The organism is Streptomyces sp. NPDC002680, from assembly GCF_042889145.1.
Classification (GTDB): domain Bacteria; phylum Actinomycetota; class Actinomycetes; order Streptomycetales; family Streptomycetaceae; genus Streptomyces; species Streptomyces adonidis.
On record NZ_JBIAQP010000003.1, the window covers coordinates 486,416 to 509,742 of the forward strand.

17 protein-coding genes are annotated in these 23,327 nt (G+C 69.3%); 9 read left to right on the top strand and 8 right to left on the bottom strand.

Annotation, left to right across the window (positions count from 1 at the left end):
- The first annotated feature begins 39 nt into the window (after positions 1-39).
- Positions 40-1,011 (top strand): pirin family protein, encoded by a 972-nt coding sequence (locus tag ACFYXF_RS11885; protein WP_389349377.1) that lies wholly within the window; start codon positions 40-42, stop codon positions 1,009-1,011.
- Positions 1,012-1,096: 85 nt separating this feature from the next.
- Here the strand turns inward: ACFYXF_RS11885 and ACFYXF_RS11890 are convergent, their stop codons facing one another.
- Complete coding sequence (locus ACFYXF_RS11890; RefSeq protein ID WP_389349378.1) at positions 1,097-2,035, bottom strand: Bro-N domain-containing protein; 939 nt, start codon at positions 2,033-2,035, stop codon at positions 1,097-1,099.
- A 73-nt stretch (positions 2,036-2,108) separates the two neighbouring features.
- A complete protein-coding gene (locus ACFYXF_RS11895) occupies positions 2,109-4,247 on the bottom strand; it encodes a SpoIIE family protein phosphatase (RefSeq protein WP_389349379.1) in 2,139 nt (712 codons plus the stop codon).
- Between the two features lie 306 nt (positions 4,248-4,553).
- Here ACFYXF_RS11895 and aspS point away from each other — a divergent pair, with 306 nt between their 5' ends.
- From aspS to ACFYXF_RS11910, 3 genes are all read left to right on the top strand, one after another.
- Positions 4,554-6,317 carry an aspartate--tRNA ligase gene (gene aspS, locus ACFYXF_RS11900; protein ID WP_389349380.1) on the top strand — a complete coding sequence of 588 codons (1,764 nt, stop codon included), beginning with the start codon at positions 4,554-4,556 and terminating at the stop codon, positions 6,315-6,317.
- Between the two features lie 120 nt (positions 6,318-6,437).
- Positions 6,438-7,352 (top strand): intradiol ring-cleavage dioxygenase, encoded by a 915-nt coding sequence (locus tag ACFYXF_RS11905; protein ID WP_389349381.1) that lies wholly within the window; start codon positions 6,438-6,440, stop codon positions 7,350-7,352.
- 165 nt (positions 7,353-7,517) lie between these two features.
- Positions 7,518-8,507 carry an intradiol ring-cleavage dioxygenase gene (locus ACFYXF_RS11910; RefSeq protein ID WP_389349382.1) on the top strand — a complete coding sequence of 330 codons (990 nt, stop codon included), beginning with the start codon at positions 7,518-7,520 and terminating at the stop codon, positions 8,505-8,507.
- 112 nt (positions 8,508-8,619) lie between these two features.
- On the opposite strand, the gene ACFYXF_RS11915 is transcribed toward ACFYXF_RS11910, so the two are convergent.
- The 3 genes from ACFYXF_RS11915 to ACFYXF_RS11925 form a co-directional block, all read right to left on the bottom strand.
- Positions 8,620-8,850, bottom strand: a complete 231-nt coding sequence (locus tag ACFYXF_RS11915) for a hypothetical protein (RefSeq protein ID WP_389349383.1) — start codon at positions 8,848-8,850, stop codon at positions 8,620-8,622.
- Between the two features lie 62 nt (positions 8,851-8,912).
- A complete protein-coding gene (locus tag ACFYXF_RS11920; RefSeq protein ID WP_389349384.1) occupies positions 8,913-12,008 on the bottom strand; it encodes an FG-GAP repeat domain-containing protein in 3,096 nt (1,031 codons plus the stop codon).
- A gap of 142 nt (positions 12,009-12,150) precedes the next feature.
- Complete coding sequence (locus tag ACFYXF_RS11925; protein WP_389349385.1) at positions 12,151-12,516, bottom strand: PH domain-containing protein; 366 nt, start codon at positions 12,514-12,516, stop codon at positions 12,151-12,153.
- Between the two features lie 259 nt (positions 12,517-12,775).
- On the opposite strand from ACFYXF_RS11925, the gene ACFYXF_RS11930 reads away from it, so the two are divergent.
- Positions 12,776-13,213, top strand: a complete 438-nt coding sequence (locus ACFYXF_RS11930; protein WP_389349386.1) for a hypothetical protein — start codon at positions 12,776-12,778, stop codon at positions 13,211-13,213.
- Positions 13,214-13,222: 9 nt separating this feature from the next.
- Here ACFYXF_RS11930 and metG read toward each other — a convergent pair whose 3' ends face one another.
- Complete coding sequence (gene metG, locus ACFYXF_RS11935) at positions 13,223-14,947, bottom strand: methionine--tRNA ligase (protein WP_389349387.1); 1,725 nt, start codon at positions 14,945-14,947, stop codon at positions 13,223-13,225.
- A gap of 365 nt (positions 14,948-15,312) precedes the next feature.
- On the opposite strand from metG, the gene ACFYXF_RS11940 reads away from it, so the two are divergent.
- Both ACFYXF_RS11940 and ACFYXF_RS11945 read left to right on the top strand, forming a co-directional pair.
- Complete coding sequence (locus ACFYXF_RS11940) at positions 15,313-17,013, top strand: hypothetical protein (RefSeq protein WP_389349388.1); 1,701 nt, start codon at positions 15,313-15,315, stop codon at positions 17,011-17,013.
- On the top strand, positions 17,010-17,417 hold the full coding sequence (locus ACFYXF_RS11945) for a hypothetical protein (protein WP_389349389.1): 408 nt from the start codon (positions 17,010-17,012) through the stop codon (positions 17,415-17,417). The genes ACFYXF_RS11940 and ACFYXF_RS11945 overlap by 4 nt, the downstream gene beginning before the upstream one ends.
- A gap of 62 nt (positions 17,418-17,479) precedes the next feature.
- On the opposite strand, the gene ACFYXF_RS11950 is transcribed toward ACFYXF_RS11945, so the two are convergent.
- A complete protein-coding gene (locus ACFYXF_RS11950) occupies positions 17,480-19,075 on the bottom strand; it encodes a VWA domain-containing protein (RefSeq protein WP_389349391.1) in 1,596 nt (531 codons plus the stop codon).
- Between the two features lie 322 nt (positions 19,076-19,397).
- On the opposite strand from ACFYXF_RS11950, the gene ACFYXF_RS11955 reads away from it, so the two are divergent.
- Complete coding sequence (locus tag ACFYXF_RS11955; RefSeq protein WP_389349392.1) at positions 19,398-21,461, top strand: PhoX family protein; 2,064 nt, start codon at positions 19,398-19,400, stop codon at positions 21,459-21,461.
- A 9-nt stretch (positions 21,462-21,470) separates the two neighbouring features.
- Here the strand turns inward: ACFYXF_RS11955 and ACFYXF_RS11960 are convergent, their stop codons facing one another.
- Entirely contained in the window at positions 21,471-22,412 is a 942-nt protein-coding gene (locus tag ACFYXF_RS11960; RefSeq protein WP_389349393.1) for a LysR family transcriptional regulator, read from the bottom strand.
- A 240-nt stretch (positions 22,413-22,652) separates the two neighbouring features.
- Between ACFYXF_RS11960 and snpA the strand changes: the two genes are divergently transcribed.
- Positions 22,653-23,297, top strand: coding sequence for a snapalysin (snpA, locus tag ACFYXF_RS11965; protein ID WP_389349394.1), 645 nt, complete (start codon positions 22,653-22,655; stop codon positions 23,295-23,297).
- The last annotated feature ends 30 nt before the right edge of the window (positions 23,298-23,327 follow it).

Below are 23,327 nucleotides of genomic sequence, written 5' to 3' on the forward strand. Positions count from 1 at the left end.
CAATGCTCAACTAAACTGGCCGCACAAGGAGGTACCGACATGCCTGCAGTGACCGTCGAGAACCCGCTGACCCTGCCCCGTGTGGCCGCGCCGGCCGACGCCGTGGCGCGTCCCGTGATCGGTGTGACGACCGCGCCGAGCGGTTTCGAGGGCGAGGGCTTCCCGGTGCGCCGGGCGTTCGCCGGGATCAACTACCGGCACCTCGACCCGTTCATCATGATGGACCAGATGGGTGAGGTGGAGTACGCACCGGGCGAGCCGAAAGGCACCCCCTGGCACCCGCACCGGGGCTTCGAGACCGTCACCTACATCATCGACGGTGTCTTCGACCACCAGGACTCGCAGGGCGGCGGCGGCACCATCACCAACGGGGACACCCAGTGGATGACGGCGGGCTCGGGCCTCCTGCACATCGAGGCGCCCCCGGAGTCGCTCGTGGTCTCCGGCGGTCTCTTCCACGGCATCCAGCTGTGGGTGAACCTCCCGGCCAAGGACAAGATGATGGCCCCGCGCTACCAGGACATCCGCGGCGGCCAGGTCCAGCTCCTCACGTCCCACGACGGCGGCGCGCTGCTGCGCGTCATCGCCGGTGAGCTGGACGGTCACCAGGGTCCCGGTATCACCCACACCCCGATCAGTCTGGTCCACGCGACGCTGGCTCCGGGCGCGGAGGTCACTCTTCCGTGGCGGGAGGACTTCAACGGCCTGGCGTACGTCCTCGCGGGCCGCGGCAGCGTGGGTGCGGACCGTCGCCCGATCCACAAGGGCCAGACGGCGGTCTTCGGTGCGGGCTCGTCCCTGACGGTCCGCGCGGACGAACAGCAGGACGGGAACACGCCGGACCTGGAGGTCGTCCTGCTCGGCGGCCAGCCGATCCGCGAGCCGATGGCGCACTACGGCCCGTTCGTGATGAACACGAGGGCGGAGCTTGAGCAGGCGTTCGAGGACTTCCAGAAGGGCCGGCTGGGAACTGTGCCGGCGGTGCATGGAATGTCCGAGGGCGGTCTGTAGACCGTAGAAAAGTTCAGTACTGTACGAACGGGCCCGAAGCCGCAACTTTGGTTTGCGGCTTCGGGCCCGTTCCATGGGTGTCCGGCTACGGCAGGACGTACATGGGTGCTCCGTCAGGGGCGCAGCCCGTCTGCCGCATGCAGCCGCGCTTGAGCAGTGTGCGCAGACAGTCGTGGACGCGGGCGAGGGTGAGCCCGGTACGCGTGGCGATCTCCTCCAGACGGTAACTGGCCTCGCCTTGAACGAGCGCCGGCGCCAGGTAGGCCGCCACCGCATGGATGTCCTCGGTGAAGACGAGGTTCTTCGCCCTCCAGGTGGCCAGGAGCTCCTGGGGCGTCAACTTCGGTTCCCGACGACGGCCCCTGAGTGCCTGGGCGATCTCCTGAAGCGCGTCGGCGATCATGACTTGGCTGCGGATGATCGCGCTCTGGCTGTGAGCGATGGTGTGCTGGCTGTGGCTGATCTTCTCCAGAAGAACGGTCTGCTCTCTCTGGAAGGCCACCATCACCTCGTCGGCCTGGATGTTCCTCACTTCGAGCCGCACGATCGCGTCGGCGACCTCTCGGGGCATCAGATACGCGGTGCCACCGGTGGGGGCGGGTTGCACCGAGGCCGGTTCGAGAGAGTAGGAGCCCTCCCGCTGGATGGTGACGAGGACCTCGGAGACCCAAGCCCTGAAGGGCTGGGACTCTGGCTTCGTGCAGCTGTTCACCAGCTCGACAAGCCCCTGGAGGTTCACCAGCTTCATCGTTGTACGGAACCCGTGACCTGTGGGTTTGCGCCTTGCGTCGCTCAGGGCGACGCAACGTGCAAACTCGCCGAACGTTGTTGTGTGCTGTTGTGAGACCGCGCTCTGTACAGCGTCCCGTGTGTTCGCGTAGCCAAGATGCTTCGCCACATCCATGGCCGGAAACCAGTGCTCCCCGGCCGGCGTCGTCAGCCTCCGCACTCGCGCGCCCGTGGCCGCGAACACGAAGTCGTTGATGTCGATCGCGTCTTTGTGCGTGTTGTTCTGCTCGTTCATCGAGCATCACCTCCGCCTCGGAAGGTAGGCAGGTGGAGGCGTGGCCCTTGCTCATAGCAAGGATGTTCACCCGTTAGCGGGGCTTCTTTTCATACAACTCGAACCAGATGCTCTTCCCCTCGCCCCGAGGGTCCACCCCCCACGCGTCCGCCAGCATCTCGATCAGCATCAACCCCCGGCCCGACGACGCCAGTTCGCCCGGGCGGCGTTTGTGCGGGAGGTCGTCGCTGACGTCCGTGACCTCGACGCGGATGCGGCGTTCGCCGGGGTCGCCCGTGACCTCGGCGACCACCAGGGCGTCGGCGTCCGTGTGGACGAGGACGTTGGTGGTCGTCTCGGAGATCAGGAGGACCGCCGAGTCGACCTGGTCGGGGCTGGGCCAGTCGTGGAGCTGTTCGCGGAGCTGCTGGCGGGCCACGGCGACGCGCTCGGGTTCCGCCTGGGCGATCGTGAGCATCGTGCGGCGGACCGTGGGGCGTTCCCTCGGCGGTGCGGTGCCGTCCGTCACGCACTCCTCCGGGCGGCTCAGGAGCAGCAGCGCGATGTCGTCCTCGCGGCGGTCGGCCAGCGGGCCCGTGGTGTGGTGGGAGGAGGGGCCGTGTACGGCCTGGACCAGGGCGTCGGCCAGGGACTCCAGGTCGGTGTCCGCATCCGCCTTGTCCCCCTTGTGCTCCTCCAGCGTCTCGCGGATGCGCTGCCAGCCCGTCTCCAGGTCGTGGCCGCCCGTCTCGATCAGGCCGTCCGTGCACAGGAGCATCGTCTCGCCGGGTTCGAGGGCGAGGAGGGTGGTGGGGTAGTCGGCGTCCGGGTCGATGCCCAGGGGCAGGCCGCCAGCGGTCGGGCGGGTCAGTACCGTGCCGTCCGCCATCCGGATCGCCGGGTCCGGGTGGCCGGCGCGGGCGATCTCCAGGACCCCGGTCGAGGGGTCGACCTCGACGTACAGGCAGGTGGCGAAGCGCAGGTCGCCGCTGCCCTGGTCGTGGGTGATGCCGTGCAGGAAGCGGGAGGCGCGGGAGAGGACCGCGTCGGGGCGGTGGCCCTCGGAGGCGTAGGCGCGCAGCGCTATGCGGAGCTGGCCCATCAGACCGGCGGCGCGGACGTCGTGGCCCTGGACGTCGCCGATGACCAGGGCGAACCGGCCACGGCCGGGCAGCGGGATCATGTCGTACCAGTCGCCGCCGACCTGGAGGCCGCCGCCGGTCGGTATGTAGCGGGCGGCGACGTCCATGCCGGGTATCTCGGGGCCGAGGGTGGGCAGCATGGAGCGTTGCAGGCCGTCGGTCAGCTCCCGTTCCGATTCCGCGACTCCCGCCCTCGACAGGGCCTGGGCGAGCATGCGGGCGACCGTTGTCAGGACCGAGCGCTCGTCGGGGGTGAAGCTGACCGGGTAGGCGAAGCCCGCCATCCAGGCGCCCATCGTGCGGCCCGCGACGGTCAGCGGCAGGAACGCCCAGGACTGGCGGTCGAAGACCTGGGCGAGGGGCCAGGCCGTGGGGTAGCGCGATTTGTAGGCCTCGGGGGACGAGAGATAGACGGCCCGGCCCGTGCGGACCACCTCGGCGGCCGGGTAGTCGGTCTCCAGCGGCATGTGGGAGAAGGGGCGCTCGTCGCCGGGGCGCTGGCCGTGATGGCCGATCACGGTGAGGCGGTCGCCCTGGACGCCGAAGACCGCGAGTCCGTCCGGTGAGAAGCCCGGCATCGAAAGGCCCGCCGCGACCCGCAGCACCTCCTCCGTGGACCGTGCCTCGGCCAGTGCCCGGCCCGCGTCCAGCAGGAAGGCCTCGCGGGAGCGGCGCCAGTCACCGGTGACGGGGGTGCGCGCGGCGGTGCCCGGCGGGGGCTCGGTCACCTCCTGGAGGGTGCCGAGTACGTCGTACGCCTTGCGGTCGGCCGCGAAGTGCGGCTTCGCGCGGCTGCGGACGGTACGGATCACCCGGCCCCGGTCGTCCATGACCCGGGCCCGGGTCTCGGCGATGGTGCCCTCGGCGACGGCGAGCTGCATGACCCCGCCGATCTCGTTCCAGTCGACCGGGTGGAGCCGGGCCCGGGCCGCGGCCTCCGTGAGGGTGGTCGGCTCGGCGGGCAGGCCGAGCAGGCGGGCCGCCTCGGCGTCGAGCGTGACCAGGTTCGTTGTTGTGTCCCAATGCCACATGCCGGTTGCGAGGGCGACCAGGACGTCCCCCACGGCGGGCAGGGGCTCACCAGTGCGCATTGACCCACTTTATGGAGAGGTGATCGCAGCGTGCCACCCAAGCTGTACAGGCCAAGCTGTGTGAAGGCTGTGCCGGCCGGGTCGTACGGGCAGGGGCGAGCTGCGCGGAAGCGGTACAGGGTACGCGTGCGAACAATTGCGGGGAAGCGGTATCGGGGCGGCCGGTACCCTGGGGCTGAGCTTTTCAAGGTTTCGAGGTTCCGGCGTTCCGGTGTGTCGGTGTTTCACGTGAAACACCGACTCCGACCCCGGCCCCGACCCTGCCCCTGATCCCATCCCCGATCCGCGAAGGCTGGATGAACGACGATGCATCGGTACAGGTCCCACACCTGCGGCGAGCTACGCGCCTCTGACGTCGGCAGTGACGTCCGGCTGAGCGGCTGGCTGCACAATCGGCGCGACCTGGGCGGCATCCTCTTCATCGATCTCCGCGATCACTACGGCATCACGCAGCTCGTCGCCCGCCCCGGCACGCCCGCCTACGAGGCCCTCGACAAGGTCTCCAAGGAGTCGACGGTCCGGATCGACGGCAAGGTCGTCTCGCGCGGCGCGGAGAACATCAACTCCGAGCTGCCCACCGGTGAGGTCGAGGTCGAGGTCGGCGAGGTGGAGCTGCTCGGCGCCGCCCAGCCGCTGCCCTTCACGATCAACACCGAGGACGGGGTCAACGAGGAGCGGCGCCTGGAGTACCGCTTCCTGGACCTGCGCCGCGAGCGCATGCACCGCAACATCATGCTGCGTACGGCCGTCATCTCCGCGATTCGGCACAAGATGACCGCGCTCGGCTTCAACGAGATGGCCACGCCGATCCTGACGGCGACCTCCCCGGAAGGCGCCCGCGACTTCGTCGTGCCGTCGCGCCTCAACCCGGGCCGGTTCTACGCGCTGCCGCAGGCCCCGCAGCAGTTCAAGCAGCTGCTGATGATCTCGGGCTTCGACCGCTACTTCCAGATCGCGCCCTGTTTCCGTGACGAGGACGCGCGCGCGGACCGTTCGCCGGGCGAGTTCTACCAGCTCGACGTCGAGATGAGCTTCGTGGAGCAGGAGGACGTCTTCCAGCCCATCGAGAAGCTGATGACCGAGCTGTTCACGGAGTTCGGCAACGGCCGTGAGGTCACCTCGCCGTTCCCGCGCATCCCGTTCCGCGAGTCGATGCTGAAGTACGGCTCCGACAAGCCGGACCTGCGCGCCCAGCTGGAGCTGGTCGACATCACCGACGTCTTCGCGGGCTCGGAGTTCAAGGCGTTCGCCGGCAAGCACGTACGCGCCCTGCCGGTGCCGGACGTGTCCGCGCAGCCCCGGAAGTTCTTCGACCAGCTCGGCGACTTCGCCGTCACGCTGGGCGCGAAGGGCCTGGCCTGGGTGCGGGTCACCGAGGACGGTTCGCTGTCCGGGCCGATCGCGAAGTTCCTCACCGAGGAGAACGTCGCCGAGCTGACCAAGCGGCTGTCGCTGTCGGCGGGTCACGCCGTGTTCTTCGGCGCGGGCGAGTACGACGAGGTCTCGAAGATCATGGGCGCGGTGCGGGTCGAGGCCGCCAAGCGTGCCGGGCACTTCGAGGAGAACGTGTTCCGGTTCTGCTGGATCGTGGACTTCCCGATGTTCGAGAAGGACGAGGACACCGGGAAGATCGACTTCTCGCACAACCCGTTCTCGATGCCCCAGGGCGGTATGGAGGCCCTGGAGACCCAGGACCCGCTGGACATCCTGGCCTGGCAGTACGACATCGTCTGCAACGGCACGGAGCTGTCCTCCGGCGCGATCCGCAACCACGAGCCCGACATCATGCTGAAGGCGTTCGGCCTCGCGGGCTACGACGAGGAGACCGTCGAGCGCGAGTTCGCCGGCATGCTCCGCGCGTTCCGCTTCGGCGCCCCTCCGCACGGCGGGATCGCGCCCGGCGTCGACCGTATCGTCATGCTCCTCGCGGACGAGCCGAACATCCGCGAGACGATCGCGTTCCCGCTGAACGGCAACGCCCAGGACCTGATGATGGGCGCGCCGACGGAGCTGGAGGAGACGCGGCTGAGGGAGCTGCACATTTCGGTGCGGAAGCCGCAGCCCAAGTAAAGGGACGGTTTTTGTGGGTGGCTCGGAATCGGCGGCGATTCCGAGCCATTCTCATGCGGTGCTCAGGAAACCCCGGAAATCACAGCTCTTTGACAGGTCCCATTCATAATCTCCGGGCCCATGACTGACACCCCCCAGCAGGAATTACGGGAATTGACGCGCCGCAGAGTCGTTGTCGCCGGTGGCGCGACGGCGGTCACCGCCACGGCGGTGGCGGCCCTGGGCGCAGGGCTCGCCTCCGCACAGGGAGCGCCGGAGGCGAACGGCGTGCCGGAGGCGAAGGGCGCGCACGGCTCCGGCACCCCCTCGGGCACCCCCGAGGCGTGCTACGTACTGACCACGGAGACCACCGAGGGCCCGTACTACATCGACGCGGACAAGCTCCGCCAGGACGTCACCGAGGACGAGGAGGGCATCCCCCTCACCCTCCGCCTGAAGGTGATCGACGCCGAGACGTGCAGGCCGGTGCGGAACGCGGCCGTCGACATCTGGCACTGCTCGGCGCTCGGTATCTACTCCGGCTACGAGGCCATGGGCAACGGTGGTGGCGGTGGTGGCGGAACCCCGCCCACCGACGCGCCCACGGGCCCGCCTCCCACGGACGGTCCTGGTGGTGGCGGCCCCGGCCACCAGGAGCCGACCGACGACGAGCGCTATCTGCGCGGTACGTGGAAGACGGACCGGCGCGGGTTCGTCACCTTCCGGACGGTGTTCCCGGGCTGGTACCGGGGTCGCTGCGTGCACATCCACGTCAAGGTGCACGTGGACGGCACCTGGACCGACGCCGGCTACGAGGGCGGGCACACCTGTCACACGGGCCAGCTGTTCTTCGACGAGGAGTCGGTGCTGCTCTCGGCGGCGGTGGAGCCGTACTCGACGAACACGGCGACGCGCACGACCCTCGACGAGGACACGATCTATCCGGACAACGGGGCCGAGGGTGGGCTACTGCGGCTGCGGTACAAGAAGACGGACATCGGGCGCGGAGTTCTCGCCGAGCTGACGATGGGCGTGGCGCCTGAGGAGGAGAATTAATTAGGTAAGCCTTGCCTAATTAATGCCCAATCAATGCAGGGGGGCGGGAAATCGACGGCTATTTCTCGCCCCTTTTGCTGATTCTCCGAAGATCCATGAGAAGGCAAAGCAAAGCACAGTCCTTTCCCATGGTCCTGACAGGCGTCTTACCTAAGTTCCAGACCCATGACAGAGAACCAAGGGCCGAAGCACAAACGAGATCTGACGCGCAGGAAGGTCGTCGTCACCGGCGCCGGAGCGGTCGCCGCGGTGGGCGTCGCGGGCGGAGTCGCGGCGGGCGCGTTCGCGGGTGGGACGGGGAAGAAGACCCCCACCCCCAAGGCCTCCAGCACCAGCTCGGAGGTCTGCTACACGCTCACCTCGGAGACCACCGAGGGCCCCTACTACATCGACGCGGACAAGCTCCGCCAGGACATCACCGAGGACAAGGAAGGCATCCCGCTGACCCTGAGCCTGCGGGTGATCGACTCCGAGACCTGCAAGCCGATCGTCAACGCGGCCGTCGACGTCTGGCACTGCGACGCGCTGGGCCTGTACTCCGGCTACGAGAGCCTCTCCAGCGGCGGCGGCAGCGCCCCGACCGACGCCCCCTCGGGCACCCCGACGGGTGAGCCGCCCACCGACGCGCCGTCCGGCGCCCCCTCCGGCGGTACGGGCGGTGGCGGTGGCCACGAGGAGCCCACCGACGACAAGCGCTATCTGCGCGGCACCTGGAAGACGGACCGGCAGGGCCGGGTCACCTTCAAGACGATCTTCCCGGGCTGGTACCGGGGCCGCTGCGTCCACATCCACACGAAGGTGCACGTGGACGGCACCTGGACGGACGCCGGCTACGAGGGCGGCACCACCTGCCACACCGGCCAGTTCTTCTTCGACGAGGAGTCGGTGCTCGCCTCCGCCGAGGTCGACCCGTACTCGACGTCGACGACCGAGCGCACGACGCTCACCGAGGACACGATCTACGACCAGAGCGGGACCACGGGCGGTCTGCTCAAGCTGAAGTACAACAAGAAGGACATCGCCAAGGGTGTGATCGGCTCCATCACGATGGGCGTCGACCCCGAGGCGACCCACACCGGCACGGACGACGCGGTGCAGCCGGGCGCGTCCGCGACGGCGACGGACACGGCGTCACCCTCCGCCTCCGCGAGCTGACGGACGTACGGCCCGCGAAGGACGGCCCGGAACCCTCCCCCAGGTTCCGGGCCTTTCGCCGTCTCCGCCGGTTCACGGAGACCGACGGGCGGCGCGGCCGGGGCGGACGGGTTCAGCCCTGGGAGAGTTCGGCCAGGGCGTCGAGCCGGGTGGGCGTCCAGCCGAGCTCGCGCCGGGCCCGGGCGCCGGTGAGCTGCTGGTCGAGGGCGAACGCCTCGGCGATCGGACCCATCCGCCGCAGGGCCTCGTCCAGGGACAGCGAGTCGATCCGGCCCGGGCATCCGGCGGCGTGGCTGAGGGCCAGGGTGATGTCCGAAGTAGCGCAGCTTGCGCAGGTCGACATCCACGGCATCTCCCACGGTACGAACAGCGATCCCTGAGCCTGGCCCCGCCCGGGCTACGCGATCAGGAGACGGACTTGTACGTCCCCCAGCCGCTCCCGATCTTCGTACGCGCCCCGAACGACCCCTTCCCGTCCCCGCTCTGGCGGTACAGGTTGCCGGCGGTGTCGCGGGCGACGAGGTCCGCCTTGCCGTCGTTGGTGATGTCGCCGACGCCGACGACCGCGTTGTACGAGGCTCCCCATGACCCGAACAGCTTCGTACGGGCCGTGAAGGTGCCCCGGCCCGTGCCGTTGAACCGGTACAGGTTGTCGGCCTTGTCCTGGGCGAGCAGATCGCCGATGCCGTCGCCGTCGAGGTCCCCGGCGCCGACGATCTTCTTGTAGCCCTTCCAGTCGGCGTACAGCGCGACCGCCCCGGAGAGCTTGCCGGCGCTGGTGCCCTTGTAGAGGTAGACGGCCCCGGTGGACGCCTTGCGGGCGATCAGGTCGGGGCGGCCGTCGCCGGTGAGGTCACCGGGGGAGGTGAGGATGTCGTGCTGGGTCCAGCCGGAGGTGGCGAGGGTGGTGTGCGAAGTGTTCGGCAGAACAGGTGAGTTGCAGCTCGGGGTGTAGAGGCGCAGGGCCCCGTTGGCCATCCGGACGAGGACGTCGTTGCATTTGCTGCCGCCGAGGTGTCCGAAGGGGATGGCTTTGATGCCAGTGGGCCAGCCGCCTCCGGTGGTTCTGTTGCCGCTGAACCCGCCCGTTCCGGTGCCCGGGTGGAAGGTCAGTGCGCCGGAGGAGGTGAGGGTGAGAAGGTCACCCGCGCCGGCCCGGCCCACCTTGCTGATGAAGTCGTGGTGTACCGGCGCCCCGCCCATCACGTAGCCCGTTCCCGTGGCCGCCGTGTTCGAGGTCGAGGTGCCGAGACCGGTGGCCCGGAGCGTCCACGTGAAGTCGCCGTTGGGGAAGTAACCTCCGTTCGCCGTCAGGCCGTTCCAGGTCGCGGAGATCCAGGCCGTGGCCGCGCCGCCGGTGACCGTGCGGGTGGTCCGGCCCGTCGGACCGCTCTGCTTCGAGGTGAAGGTGAGGGACCAGGAGGTGACAGGGCGGGAGAGCAGCCAGTCACCGGACCAGAGGGGTGAGGTCTTCGGCACCGACTCGGCATCCGCCCTTGAGGAGAATGTGCCGGGGTTGGACGGGGCGACCCCGGTGGAGGCGACGTGCGTCTGCTCGTACGAGTCGGACCACGCCACCAGGCCCGTGTACTCGTCCACCGTCCAGCGGTAGCGCCGGTCCGCCGCGAGGCCGGTGTCCGGGACGCGGGAGGCGAGCACGCGGGTGGTGCCGGTGCGGGTCTCGGTCAGTACCAGTTCGTCGGTGGTGTGGTCGTGGCGGACGGTGAACCCGTCGCCGAGCAGTACGTCACCGGGCTGCACGGCGGTCGACGTACGGGACGCGGTGTCGTACACGCCCGCCGAGTCCGTACCGCAGGCCCAGTACACCCAGCGGCCCGCCGCCTGCAGCTCGCTCGGTACGCAACCGAGGCCCGGCACGGTCACCGTGGCCAGTGTCTTGTTCCCGGTGAGGCTGTACGAGGTGAGCCGGCCGGAGGTGGCGGTGGCGCTCCAGAGCATGGGGCCGTTCAGGGCGGCGGCGACGATCGCGCGCTTCAGCTTCTGACCCCGGCCGAACTCGCCGACGTACTGCGTGGGCGTGGTGCCGCCGGAGTTGTAGAGGACGTAGCCGTCGGAGGCGTCGACGATCGCGCCGCCCGCGGTGCCGAACGACAGGGTGTCGTTGCCCTGCCCGTCGTTCATGGCGATCAGCAGATCCCTGCCGGAGACCTTCTGGAGGTAGACGTCCTCACCGCTGTTTCCGAACATGGCCGCGCAGGTGGTGGCCGGGTACGGGCAGGCGGGCAGAGCGCCGTTGCCCTTCGTGGCCGCCGAGGCGGTCAGCGTCGTGCCGTTGTCCGTGGTCAGGGTGCGCACGGACGTCGTGTCCGTGGTGCTCTCGGGGTTGTCCGCCACCACACGCAGACTGCCCCGGCTGAGGGCCAGCCCGGTCTTGGGGTTCTCCATCGCCGGAATCCGGTACGTCCTCGTCAGCTGGAGCGAGCCGTCCTCGCCCTGGCTCACGCGCTGGACCCACCAGTCGGCGGGGCCGGTGCCGCCGGTGACGAAGGCGTCGTTCCCGGATGCCTGGATCGAGTGGTCGCCGGCGGAGGTGAGCAGGGTCCGCGTGGAGCCGTCGGTGAGCGAGGCGGCTTCGAGGGTCGCGCCACCGGTTCGCTTCGTCGCGGGCAGCAGCAGCCAGTCGCCGACCAGGACCGGATCACCGGCGATGGGCTGGAAGAGGTCCGGCACGGCGAGGTACGGCAGGGTGAAGGTCTCTTCCGGGGCGGCCAGGTCCGCGCGGGACCTGAGGTGCAGTCCGGTGGCGTCGGCGGTGGACCAGCCGATCCGGTCGTCGGTCTGCACGAAGTGCGCGGTCGACGGGACGTCCGTGAACACCTGGGTGTTCACCGCCGTCGCCAGGTCGATGTAGTAGACGTCGCCGTCACGCGCCCAGAGCACGCCGGAGGAGTCCGCGCCCACGATCTGGTAGTTCTGGATGTTCGTCGCGTCGCCGGTGACGGTGCGCTCGTACCGCTTGCCGTCCACGACGTCGATCAGCGTGGAGTCGGTGACGATCGTGTCCCCGGCGAGGCCCCGGTACTTCGCGCCCGTGCCGGACGACACGACCAGCCGCTTGCGCGTCCCGGGGTCCCAGAGGGTGACGGAAGAGGTGTTCAGGGATGTCGGCAGCGCGACCAGGTCGCTGTCCGAGCCGTACCAGGAGGCGTGGCAGGCGGAGCCGAGGGACGTGCAGCCCGAGACCGGTGTGTAGACGCCGCTCGCGTTCTCGACGGTGACCGTGCCGCCGTCCGCGTAGTCCGTCCACAGCAGTCCGTCGACCGCCCACTGGCGTTGCAGGAAGCCGGTCCCGCCGGCGACGAGCGGACGCGTGGCACGCGGGGTGTCCGAGTTCGGCTCGCTGAGCGTGATCTCCGTGGTGGTGGCCGCCGCCGTGGCGGACGCCTGGGGCACGGCCGCCTCGGCGGCGCCGGCCACCGGTCCGGAGAACGCGTACAGGGCCCCGGCCAGCAGGGCCAGTGCGGTGGTGGAGACAAGCACGGTAGGCCCGCCCCGTCCCAGGGCGTGTCTGCCCACTTGAGGTTCCCTCCCCACGAGGGCTCCCCAGCCCTCGCACAAGTGAGCGGACTTTACCAGGGCTTGGGACGGGCCGTGATCTTGCGTCCCGCTCTGGCTGCTGTGCCTACTTGGCCACGAACTGCGTCAGGATCGCCTGCACCTCGTAGATGTCGACGCCCTTGGTGAACGTCTTCTGGACCGGGCTCGGGGAGCCGGAGATCCAGATCTTGAGTTCGGCGTCGAGGTCGAAGGTGCCCGCGGTCTCCACCGCGAAGTGGGTGATGCTGCGGTACGGGACCGAGTGGTACTCGACCTTCTTGCCGGTGATGCCCTGCTTGTCGACCAGGAGGAGCCGGCGGTCGGTGAACAGGATGGTGTCGCGGATCAGCTGGTACGCGGCGTGCACCTGCTCGTTCTGGCCGAGCAGCCGGGCGTAGTCCTGCTGGGCGGCCGTCGGGTCGACGGTGTGCGCGTTGCCGAAGAGTGCCATGGTTGTGCCCCCCCTGTGGACAGACGCAAATCTCTGCCCATGTCTCGGTAATTGACTGGCTTCACATGATCTTCGGCCTGTATATCGGCCGAAACAGTGGCCTGCCTAGAGGAGCGGGAGATTCCGTACATGCGGAGATCGACGGGGATCGGAAGCGTCCACGGGAGGTTCGCAGGCGGCGCACAGACTTCTCGTCGGGAGCGCACAGAGGGGGGACGTTCCATGGGGACTGCCGCACTCGCGCTCGCTGGAGGAAGTCATGGGAATCGTCGTTCCGCTCACGCTGCTGCTGATAGTGGGAGCGGTGGCCTCCGTCGTGCTGCTGCGCAGGCAGGCAGGGGTGTACGCGGTTCCGTCCGGGCTGGACGCGGAGGTCGAGGCGAATCGGTGGGTCGTGCGGCTCGGGGGGAGTCTCGCCGGGCTTCGGCCGGGGGCCGACGAAGCCGCCGCGGAGGCGTTGGCGGAGGCGGCCGGACGGCACCACGCCGCCCGGGGACAGCTGGCCGCCGCCCGCACTCCCGCCGAGTACGCGCTCGCGAGGAAGACCGCCGTGGAGGGGCTTCAGTACGTCAGCGCCGCCCGTACCGCACTCGGGCTGGAGTCCGGTCCGCCGGGTGCCGATGCCGATGACGAGGCGGAAGACAGAACCGCCCGTCGACTCCGGGGAGTCCACGGGCGGTTCGGGGTCACCGCGTGACCTGTGCGGCTACTCGGGGGCGCCGCCGAAGCGCTCCTTGTACGTCTCCAGGTCCTCGTCCGTCAGCTTCGCGAACAGGACCGGCGGGACCGTGAAGGCGGTGCCGGCCGGGACGGTGGACAGGGACCTGGCCTCCTCGGCCGTGAACCACGTCCGGGTGTCGTCCTGGAGCCCGAACGCCGCGCGCATCGTCGCCGACGACGCCGGGATGAAGGGCTCCGAGACCACCGAGTAGAGGTGGATGAGGTTCATCGCCGTACGCAGGGTCAGAGCCGCGCCGTCCTGGTCGGTCTTGATCTCCAGCCAGGGGGCCTTCTCCTCCAGGTAGGAGTTGCCCGCCGACCAGAGCGCGCGCAGGGCCGCGGCCGCCTTGCGGAACTGGAGCGCCTCCAGCTGGGTCTCGTACTCCGCGAGCAGCTCGGCGATCTGCTCGCCCAGCTTCGTCTCCGCCTCGCCGGCCGCCGCGCCCGCCGGGACCTCGTCGCCGAAGCGCTTCTTCGAGAAGGAGAGGACACGGTTGACGAAGTTGCCGAGGGTGTCCGCCAGGTCCTTGTTCACCGTGGCGGTGAAGTGCTCCCAGGTGAACGAGGAGTCGTCGGACTCGGGGGCGTTGGCGATCAGGAAGTAGCGCCAGTAGTCGGCCGGGAGGATGGCCAGGGCCTGGTCGGTGAAGACGCCCCGCTTCTGGGACGTGGAGAACTTTCCGCCGTAGTACGTCAGCCAGTTGAAGGCCTTGACGACGTCGACCTTCTTCCACGGCTCGCGGACGCCGAGTTCCGTGGCCGGGAACATGACGGTGTGGAAGGGGACGTTGTCCTTGGCCATGAACTCGGTGTACCGGACGGGGTTGTCGCCGCCGTCCGCCTCGTACCACCAGGACTTCCAGTCCCGGTTGGCCGGGTCAAGATCCGACCACTCCTTCGTCGCCCCGATGTACTCGATCGGGGCGTCGAACCAGACGTAGAAGACCTTGCCCTCCGCCGCCAGCTCCGGCCAGGTGTCCGCCGGGACCGGGACGCCCCAGTCGAGGTCACGGGTGATCGCGCGGTCGTGCAGGCCCTCGGTCAGCCACTTGCGGGCGATCGAGGAGGCGAGGTGGGGCCACTGGCCCTCGTGGGCGGCCACCCATTCCTCGACCTCGTGCTGGAGCTTCGACTGGAGGAGGAAGAGGTGCTTGGTCTCGCGGACCTCCAGGTCGGTGGAGCCGGAGATGGCGCTTCGCGGGTTGATCAGGTCGGTCGGGTCGAGAACCCGCGTGCAGTTCTCGCACTGGTCGCCGCGCGCCTTGTCGTAGCCGCAGTGGGGGCAGGTGCCCTCGACGTAACGGTCCGGGAGGAAGCGGCCGTCGGCGGGGCTGTACACCTGACGGATCGCGCGTTCCTCGATGAACCCGTTCTCGTTGAGCCGACGCGCGAAGTGCTGCGTGATCTCGACGTTCTGCGGGGAGGAACTCCGCCCGAAGTAGTCGAAGGCCAGCGCGAACCCGTCGTACACCGCCTTCTGCGCGTCGTGCGCCTGCGCACAGAAGTCCGCTACGGGGATGCCCTGCTCCTTCGCCGCCAGCTCGGCCGGGGTGCCGTGCTCGTCGGTCGCGCAGATGTAGAGGACGTCGTGACCACGCTGACGCAGATACCGGGAGTAGACGTCCGCCGGGAGCATGGACCCCACCATGTTGCCCAGGTGCTTGATCCCGTTGATGTACGGAAGGGCGCTGGTGATGAGGTGTCGAGCCATCGCGGGCTGCTCCCAAGTCGCTACATGGAGTGACGGTTTTGGTGTGTTTGGACCGTCTACGAACCTTGAAATCGTAGCCGACTGGTATGGGGCGCCCGCCTCCCGTTTTCAGGGGTGAGCAGTGGCCGAAACGGCTCCGTCGAAGCCCATGCCCCCTTCTCGACCGCGGTCCGCATCAGCACCCTGTCACCACCACTTGGAGTGGAGGGGGACGGGGTATGGGGCTGGGGACGGACTTCGAGCGCGTCGACGAGGGTGCCGAGGGCCTCGATCGAGACGGTTCACGGGGAACTCAGGCAGGGCCGACGTCGCCGAAACGGCGTCTTTTCACCCTGCGTCTTTTCACCTTGCGCAGAGAGCCCGTCATGCCGCTTCCCGGGGACGGGACGGCAGGGCGTGGCCCGGGCAGTGCGGCGGTACATGGTGAGGAACCCCCTAAGAAAGTCCGCCGTGCCGGTCTCTCGGACACCACGAACTGGCTCTGCGCGGCCGCGTATCTGCGCGACGACCATGCCGGCGCGCTGGCGAAACTGGCCTCCACACACGCGGTCGTCGTACCGCGGGTCGCGTGGATACTGCTCACCCGCCGCGATCGCGACAAGCGCGACAAGGCGCTGCGGGCGGTCTCCCAGAATCTCCCCCCGAAGGACACTCAGTGGCCTGTGCATCTCGGTCACGCGTACGTTCGCTGGGTGCGTCGGCGGGTCGGTCACGGGCGTCCCGTTCCGCCTCACGGCTTCCATCTGACACCTGTCCTGCAGAGCGCCGCATCGGCCGAGAAGCTCACCATCTTGCGCAGAACGCTGTTGCTGGGTGTGCTCGCCACGGCCGTCGTCACCGGCGTGGCCGCCGGCTTCGGCCCGGCCCTGTTGGTGCTGCTCGGTGGAACCTGGGCCGTCTGCTACGCGGACCGTCTCCTCGCCTACGTCGCCTTTCGCCGGGCCCGCTGGACCGAGGGGCGGGGAGAGCGCGACCTGCGCTGGTGGATAGGCCCCTGGCGGCGCCGCATGCTGCGCCGGGACCCTCGTGAGCGGGACGGGCTGGTGGTGCCGTACACACTGCGTCTGCGGGACGAGGGCCAGGCCGTGCACCATCTGGTGGGGGCGGGGACCGTGTGGTTCGAGGAGGCCATCGGTATCGACGTCACCTCGGCCGCCGGGAAGGAGGCGCTCAAGGACGAGACGGAGGAGGAGAAAATCGTACGGCAGGCGTTCCGGAGCGTCGACGAGATCCTGAGCGACACCGCAGGCCAGGGTGTCGTCGCCTTCACGCCCGACGAACTCCACCGCCATGTGGCCGACGAGATGCAGCGGCTGATCGACCATCGCCCCTCCCACCATCCGGCGAACCGGCTCGATGTCTTCGACGTCGCCGCCGTCGCGGCCGAGCGCTGGGACGACATCACCGACAAGGAATGGGACTCCCTGCTCGTGCTCGCACGGCGGGGCACCGGAGCGGCGGGTGCCAGTTCCACCACGAAGGAGTCCCGCCGATTGCTGTGCACGCGCATCGTCTCCTGGGACGGTGAACTGGTCGCCGCGCTGTATGTGAGCTTCGCGTACGAGCACCACTTTCTGCGCATCACGATCCGTGCGCAGGTCCTCCATCCGATGCACCCCACTCTGCGCACCGGGGTGAAGGCCGCGGAGCGCGGTGGGGCCGGCTGGCACGCGCGTACCTCGCTGAACGCCCTACTGGACGTCTTCGCACTCCTCAACCGTCTGCGTGCTCCGCTGCGTTCGAGCCGTGCGCCGATGGACCCCGGTCACGGGCCCGTGAGCCTGCGCGAGGTCTACTCCTCGCGCTACATGGACGACATGCTCCAGTACGACGACGCGCGCAGGCACGTGGACTGGATGCAGCGCTGCGTCTTCCGTGCCGCACTGGGGTTTCTCCAGGAGCACAACGTCGACATCAGCGCGTTCCTTCAGCAGGCCACGTACATCCTGCAGAACACGGGCGTCATCAACTCGGGCGTGATGGGGGACGTCCAGAACCAGTCCTTCACCCGGAACTCGACGGCCACGATGAACAAGGCACCTTCCTCCGGAGGAGACGGCTCATGACGAACTTCAATCCCCGCGGGGCGCGGAACCAAGGGCCCGGCATGTCCAACAAGGGCGTGATCAACCTTCACGGCACCATGGGCGACGTCCAGAACACGGTGGATTCGGTCGGTACGGTCCAGAAGCAGGTGCGTTTTGTCTCCGACGCGGGGACCGCCGACGACTGGACGCGGATACTCGGTGAGCTCGACACGGCGCTGGCCGGTGAGCCGGAGGGGGTCACGGACCCCGAGGGCTGTCGGGCCCTGCTCGGGCTGATCCGCAACCAGAACGTCGGTGAGGACGCGGAGCGGGACACGGCGCGTTCGCGGCTCCAGACGATTCGGACGTTGTGCGGGGACGCTTCCGTGGTCCTCTCGTTGATCACCTCTGCGCTGGCCCTGCTGGGTTCGCCGACGGGCTGAGGCGGCACGGGAACGGGGCCCGGCGGTCTGCCGGGCCCCGTCGTTGTGCGTCGTCCTGATGGCTACGGGCGCCAGTTCGCCAGTACGCCCTCGTACAGTTCCGTGTCCGTCAGTTCGCGCGGGGTCGGGCCCGCGTGGAAGAAGGACGTGTTGTCCGTCTTCAGCTTGCGGAGGTAGTCGAAGGCCTTGTTGTCCTGCTCCCCGAAGGCGACGAAGGAGAAGAAGACCGCCGGGTGGCTCTTCGCGGCGTCCGTGAGGGACTGGGTCGCGGGGGTCTTGGCGTCCGGGGCGCCGTCCGTCTGGAAGACGACCAGGGCGGGGTCGGTGGTGCCGGACTTCTGGTAGTGCGTGAGGACTTCCTCGACGGCCACGTGGTAGCTCGTACGTCCCATGCGGCCGAGGCCGGCGTGGAGTTCGTCGATCTTGTTCTCGTGGTCGGGGAGGGTCAGCTCGCCGGTGCCGTCCAGTTCGGTGGAGAAGAAGACGACGTGGACCTGGGCGTTGGGGTCGAGGTGGGCGGCGAGGGCGAGGGTCTGCTCGCCGAGGGCCTGGGCGGAGCCGTCCTTGTAGTACGGGCGCATTGACGCGCTGCGGTCCAGGACGAGGTAGATCTTGGCGGGGGTGTTGGTGAGGTTGAGGGTGGTGAGGGTTTCGGTGGCGGCGTTGTAGGCGGTGAGGAGGGTTGCGGGGACGGGGGTCTCGGCCTCGGCTTCGCCGTCGGCCGTGTCTGTGTTCCCACCCGCACCGCCCGTGGCGGTTTCGTTCTCGGGTGCGGGTGGCCCCTGTGGGGCTTCCTCCGCGTCGGCGGCTGCCGGTTCCAGGTCGTCAGCAGGCTCGGGCACGGACTCCGGTTCCGTTTCCGGCTCCGCCGTCACTTCGGGAGCGGACTCCTCCGCGACGGGCTCGACGACGGCTTCGGGCGCCGGCTCCTCGGCCACCGCTTCGACCTCGACCTCGACCTCCGGCTCCGGGGCGACCTCGGTCACCGGGGTCTGCTCCTCGGCGGCAGGCTCGACCTCGGGCTCGGGAGCTACCTCGGCCACCGGCTCCGGGGTCGGTTCCTCGGCGACGGCCTCGGGCTCGACCTCAGGCTCGGGGGTCACCTCGGCGACCGGCTCCAGCTCAGACTTCGTCTCAGCCACCGGCTCAGGCTCCGCCTCGACGACCGGCTCCGCCTCCACCTTTGCCTCGGGCTCAACCGCAGGCTCTGCCTCAGCGACCGGCTCCGGCTTCGCCTCGACGACTGGCTCAGGCTCCGCCTCGACGGCCACCGACTCCGGCTCGACGGCCACCGGCTCCGCCTCCACGGCCACCGGCTTCGGCTTCGCCTCGATCTCCACCTCGTCCACCGGCTTCGACGGCTTCGGGACCGTCACGTTGTCGAAGGCTGCCGACACCAGGTCGTCAACCACCGAGGACGGGGCGGGGTCCGCGACCGGGGCCGGAGTGGGCTCCGGGGCCGGAGCAGGTGCCGGAATGGAGGCTTCCGGGGTCTTCGGGGGTTCCGTCAGGGTCGGTTCCGGGGACGGTGCCGGAATCTTCGGCTCGGTGGCCTCCTGCTGAGGAGCCGACTCCGCCTCCCGCGCGGGCGCCGCCTCGGCGTCCCGCCCCTTGCGTGACTTGCCGAACGCGTTCCGCAGGAGAGTGAGAATGCCCATGTGCGCAACCCTTCACGTGAGTTGTAGCCCGTCAATCCCTGGCCAGGACGGACACGTAAGGTTAGCGGGCCGCGCTGGCGATCTTGGGCAGGGTCTTTCACGGAACCCGACGGACGTCAAGGGTGCCACTCCGCCAACCTCGAAGTCCCCTCCCCGTCCCCCTCCCCACCAGGCCGCGAGCACGTCATTCGCGGCCCCAACACCCTTACCGCTCCCACAGGTTCACTGTCCGTTCACCCGGCGGCCCCGCCCCTGCACCCCCGCCCCCCTAGCGTCACGCTCACACCAAGGGCACGTATGGGGACACCAAGGGGAGAGTAAAGTGCGCAAGCTGCTGCCGTTGATCGGATCGCCGTCCGAATCGCATCCTGGCGGCCGGTCCGCGATGACCTGCCGTTTCCGGTGTGGTGACGCCTGCTTCCACGAGGTTCCCAACACCAGCACCAACGAATACGTCGGCGATGTGATCGCCGGCGCCCTCAGCCGCCGTTCCGTGATGCGGGCCGCCGCCGTCGTCACCGTGGCCACCGCGGCCGGTACCGCCGTGAACGTCGCCGGCGCCCAGGGTGCGGAAGCGGCCACTTCCACCTCCCGCCACCCCTCCCACTCCTCCGTGCCGCGCGGGCTCCGCTTCACCGCCGTCGAGCCCAACACCGTCGACGCCGTGACGATCCCCGGCGACTACAACCAGAACGTCGTCATCCGCTGGGGTGAGCCCATAGTCAAGGGTGCTCCCGCCTTCGACCCCGAGAACCAGACCGCCGCCGCGCAGGCCGGTCAGTTCGGGTACAACAACGACTTCCTCGCCCTGCTCCCCCTGCACGGCAACCAGAAGCTCCTGGTCGCGAACCACGAGTACACCGACGAGATCCTGATGTTCCGCGGCTACGACGCCGCCAACCCCACCCGCGAGCAGGTCGAGATCGCCTGGGCCGCGCACGGGCTCTCCGCCGTGGTGGTGGAGGGGGACCGGAGGACCGGGAAGCTCACGCCCGTACCCCGCCACCCGCTCAACCGGCGCGTCACCGCCACCACCGAGTTCCGGATCACCGGGCCCGCCGCCGGGTCGGATCTCCTCAAGACCTCCACCGACCCGACCGGGCGGAAGGCCTACGGCACGCTCAACAACTGCTCCGGCGGTACGACGCCCTGGGGGACCACCCTCCACGGCGAGGAGAACTTCAACCAGTACTTCGCCAACGCCTCCAGCGCCACCGACAAGCGGTACGGCATCGGCACCGGCGCCAGCGAGCGCAAGTGGGAGCGGTTCGACAAGCGGTTCGACGTCGCCCAGGAGCCCAACGAGGTCCACCGCTTCGGGTATGTCGTGGAGTTCGACCCGTACGACCCCTCCTCCACGCCCCGCAAGCACACCGCCCTCGGCCGCTTCAAGCACGAGGCCGCCACCATCCGGCTGACCTCCGACGGGCGTCCCGTCGTCTACACCGGCGACGACGAGCGCTTCGACTACTTCTACAAGTTCGTCAGCAGCAAGCGGATGCGGCACGGGGACTCGCGGTCCGTCCGTGAGCACAATCTCTCTCTGCTCGACGAGGGCACTCTCTACGTCGCCAAGCTCACCGGTGACTCCCCCGCCATCGAGATCGACGGCACCGGCAAGCTGCCCGCCGACGGTGAGTTCGACGGCAGCGGTACGTGGATCCCGCTGGCGACCGCCACCGCCAAGGGCGCCGTCTCGCACGTCGACGGTATGACCGCTGAAGAGGTTTTTGTCTTCACGCGGCTCGCCGGTGACAAGGTCGGCGCCACCAAGATGGACCGGCCCGAGGACATCGAGCCCAACCCGAAGAGCGGCAAGGTCTACGTCGCGCTCACCAACAACACCAACCGCGGTGTCGGTTCGAACGCCAAGGCCGACGAGGCCAACCCGCGCAACGCCAACAAGCACGGCCACATCCTGGAGCTGACCGAGCGCTGGAACCGGCCGGAGAGCACCTCGTTCGCCTGGCTGCTCTTCCTCGTCGCGGGCGACCCGAACGACCCGGCGACCTACTTCGCGGGCTTCCCGAAGGACGACGTCAGCCCGATCTCCTGCCCGGACAACGTGGCCTTCGACCCGCACGGCAACCTGTGGATCTCCACCGACGGTGCCCAACTCGGTTCGCACGACGGCCTGTTCGGCGTGGCGACCCAGGGTGCCAGGCGCGGTGAGCTGAAGCAGTTCCTGACCGTGCCGAAGGGCGCCGAGACCTGCGGTCCGGTCATCGGGGAGCGCCAGGTGCTCGTCGCCGTGCAGCACCCGGGCGAGATCACCGGCGCGACCGTCGAGGCACCGGCCAGCACCTGGCCCGACGGACCGGGCACGTACGTCCGCCCGGCGGTCGTCGCGGTCTGGCGCAAGGACGGCTGCGACATCGGCAGCTGATCGGCCTACCTAGGGGAGGGCTGGGGTCGGGGCCTTCGCGGCACTCTGCTCCAGCCACTCCCTGTACGCCGGTGCCTGCCGCGCCACCTCCTCGTACGCCTCCGCCAGCGCCGGGTGCACTCCGTCGAGGTCCGTCTCCGTACGGGCCGCCAGCAGCAGCCGTACGCCGAGCGGGTCGCCGTGGAGCCGGCGTACCGCCATCTCGGGGCGTGGCAGGCAGGTCGCCTGGCAGACGGTGACGACCTCGCCGGTCGCCACCAGCGAGGCCGTGGTGTGGTAGTCGCCGTGCAGGACACGGGGGTTGAGGCCGGCGGTGCGCAGCATGCGCAGTACGGCGTCGAACTCGCCGTCGACCGTCTCGTCCACCATCCAGCGGTCGCCGGCCAGCTCGGAGAGGTGGACCACCGGTCTCGCGGTGGCCGGATGGTCGGCGGGCAGGGACACGAACTGGGGTTCCCTGTCGACCAGTACGCGCAGGCACAGGCCGTCGGGGACCCGGAGCGGACAGCCCTCGACCTCGTGCACGAACGCCACGTCCAGCTGGCCGTCGGCGACCATGCGCAGCAGCGCGTTCGCGGAGACGTCCATGCGGAGGGTGGGTTCCTGCTGGCGTTGGCGCAGTCGGCGGAGCCAGCCGGAGAGGGCGCGACTTGCCGTCGAACCTATGCGTAGTTGGGGGCCTCCTGCCGCTGCCGCCCTCGCCTCCGTGACCAGGGAGCGCATCTCCGCCACCAGGGGGCGGGCCCGGCTCAGGACCACCCGGCCGAGCGGTGTCGGACGGCAGCCGGCCCGGGTGCGGGTGAACAGCTCGCCGCCCAGCTCGTGTTCGATGCGGCGCAGCTGGGTGCTCAACGAGGGTTGGGCCACGCCTAGTTGGCGGGCGGCGCGGTGGAGGCTGCCTGTGTCGGCTATGGCGCACAGCGCCCTGAGGTGCCGTATTTCTAGTTCCATGCGGGGGGCTCCGCCCGGGGTGCGCGCATGTTCGTGTCCATGTCATCCGACGGTACACAGGGTGCGGGCCGGTGGGGGCTGGTTGCGCCCCGCGGCGGAGCCGCAAATCGAAACAGCCCCGCGCCTCTTTGGGGCGCGATAGCGCCGGGCTATCGCCACTTGCCATCATCACAGCCGCCGTACAGGGACCGACACTCACGATACGACCGATCGACTCACCCCCCACTCAAGGAGTCATCGATGCGCAAGTCCACCTCTGGTGTCGTGGCGGCGGCGTTAGGCCTCAGTCTGGCAACTCTCGCGCTGGGTACGGCGGTTCCCGCCACGGCCAGTCCCAGTCCCGCCGTGCGGGCCTCGTACGCCGGGTCGGCCGAGGAGGCCGCCGCCAACAAGGCGTTCTTCGAGGCCGTACTGAAGTCCGTCGCCGAGAAGCGCGCGGCCAACCCGCGTTCGGCGGCCGCCGTCACCGTCGTCTACAACGCGTCCCGTGCGCCCTCCTTCAGCGCCGAGATAGCCCGCTCGACTTCGATCTGGAACAGCTCGGTGACGAACGTGAAGCTCCAGTCGGGCACCGCGTCCGCCGCCGACTTCACCTACCGCGAGGGCAACAGCTCCAACGGCTCGTACGCCTCCACGGACGGTCACGGCAGCGGCTACATCTTCATCGACTACGCGCAGAGCGAGCAGTACGACCCGACCCGGATCACCGCCCACGAGACGGGCCACGTCCTCGGTCTGCCCGACCACTACTCGGGTCCGTGCAGCGAGTTGATGTCCGGCGGCGGCCCGGGCACGTCCTGCACCAACGCCACCCCGAACGCGGCCGAGCGCTCCCGAGTGAACCAGCTGTGGATCAACGGACTTGCGGCGGCCCTGCGCCAGTAGCACCCCAGTACTGCACACCCCAGTAGCCCC

Excerpts from the sequence above, each read along its gene's own strand:
- ACFYXF_RS11885 (WP_389349377.1), top strand. The coding sequence starts at position 40 with ATGCCTGCAGTGACCGTCGAGAACCCGCTGACCCTGCCCCGTGTGGCC.
- ACFYXF_RS11890 (WP_389349378.1), bottom strand. The coding sequence starts at position 2,035 with ATGAACGAGCAGAACAACACGCACAAAGACGCGATCGACATCAACGAC.
- ACFYXF_RS11895 (WP_389349379.1), bottom strand. The coding sequence starts at position 4,247 with ATGCGCACTGGTGAGCCCCTGCCCGCCGTGGGGGACGTCCTGGTCGCC.
- aspS (WP_389349380.1), top strand. The coding sequence starts at position 4,554 with ATGCATCGGTACAGGTCCCACACCTGCGGCGAGCTACGCGCCTCTGAC.
- ACFYXF_RS11905 (WP_389349381.1), top strand. The coding sequence starts at position 6,438 with ATGACTGACACCCCCCAGCAGGAATTACGGGAATTGACGCGCCGCAGA.
- ACFYXF_RS11910 (WP_389349382.1), top strand. The coding sequence starts at position 7,518 with ATGACAGAGAACCAAGGGCCGAAGCACAAACGAGATCTGACGCGCAGG.
- ACFYXF_RS11915 (WP_389349383.1), bottom strand. The coding sequence starts at position 8,850 with ATGTCGACCTGCGCAAGCTGCGCTACTTCGGACATCACCCTGGCCCTC.
- ACFYXF_RS11925 (WP_389349385.1), bottom strand. The coding sequence starts at position 12,516 with ATGGCACTCTTCGGCAACGCGCACACCGTCGACCCGACGGCCGCCCAG.
- ACFYXF_RS11930 (WP_389349386.1), top strand. The coding sequence starts at position 12,776 with ATGGGAATCGTCGTTCCGCTCACGCTGCTGCTGATAGTGGGAGCGGTG.
- metG (WP_389349387.1), bottom strand. The coding sequence starts at position 14,947 with ATGGCTCGACACCTCATCACCAGCGCCCTTCCGTACATCAACGGGATC.
- ACFYXF_RS11940 (WP_389349388.1), top strand. The coding sequence starts at position 15,313 with ATGCCGCTTCCCGGGGACGGGACGGCAGGGCGTGGCCCGGGCAGTGCG.
- ACFYXF_RS11945 (WP_389349389.1), top strand. The coding sequence starts at position 17,010 with ATGACGAACTTCAATCCCCGCGGGGCGCGGAACCAAGGGCCCGGCATG.
- ACFYXF_RS11950 (WP_389349391.1), bottom strand. The coding sequence starts at position 19,075 with ATGGGCATTCTCACTCTCCTGCGGAACGCGTTCGGCAAGTCACGCAAG.
- ACFYXF_RS11960 (WP_389349393.1), bottom strand. The coding sequence starts at position 22,412 with ATGGAACTAGAAATACGGCACCTCAGGGCGCTGTGCGCCATAGCCGAC.
- snpA (WP_389349394.1), top strand. The coding sequence starts at position 22,653 with ATGCGCAAGTCCACCTCTGGTGTCGTGGCGGCGGCGTTAGGCCTCAGT.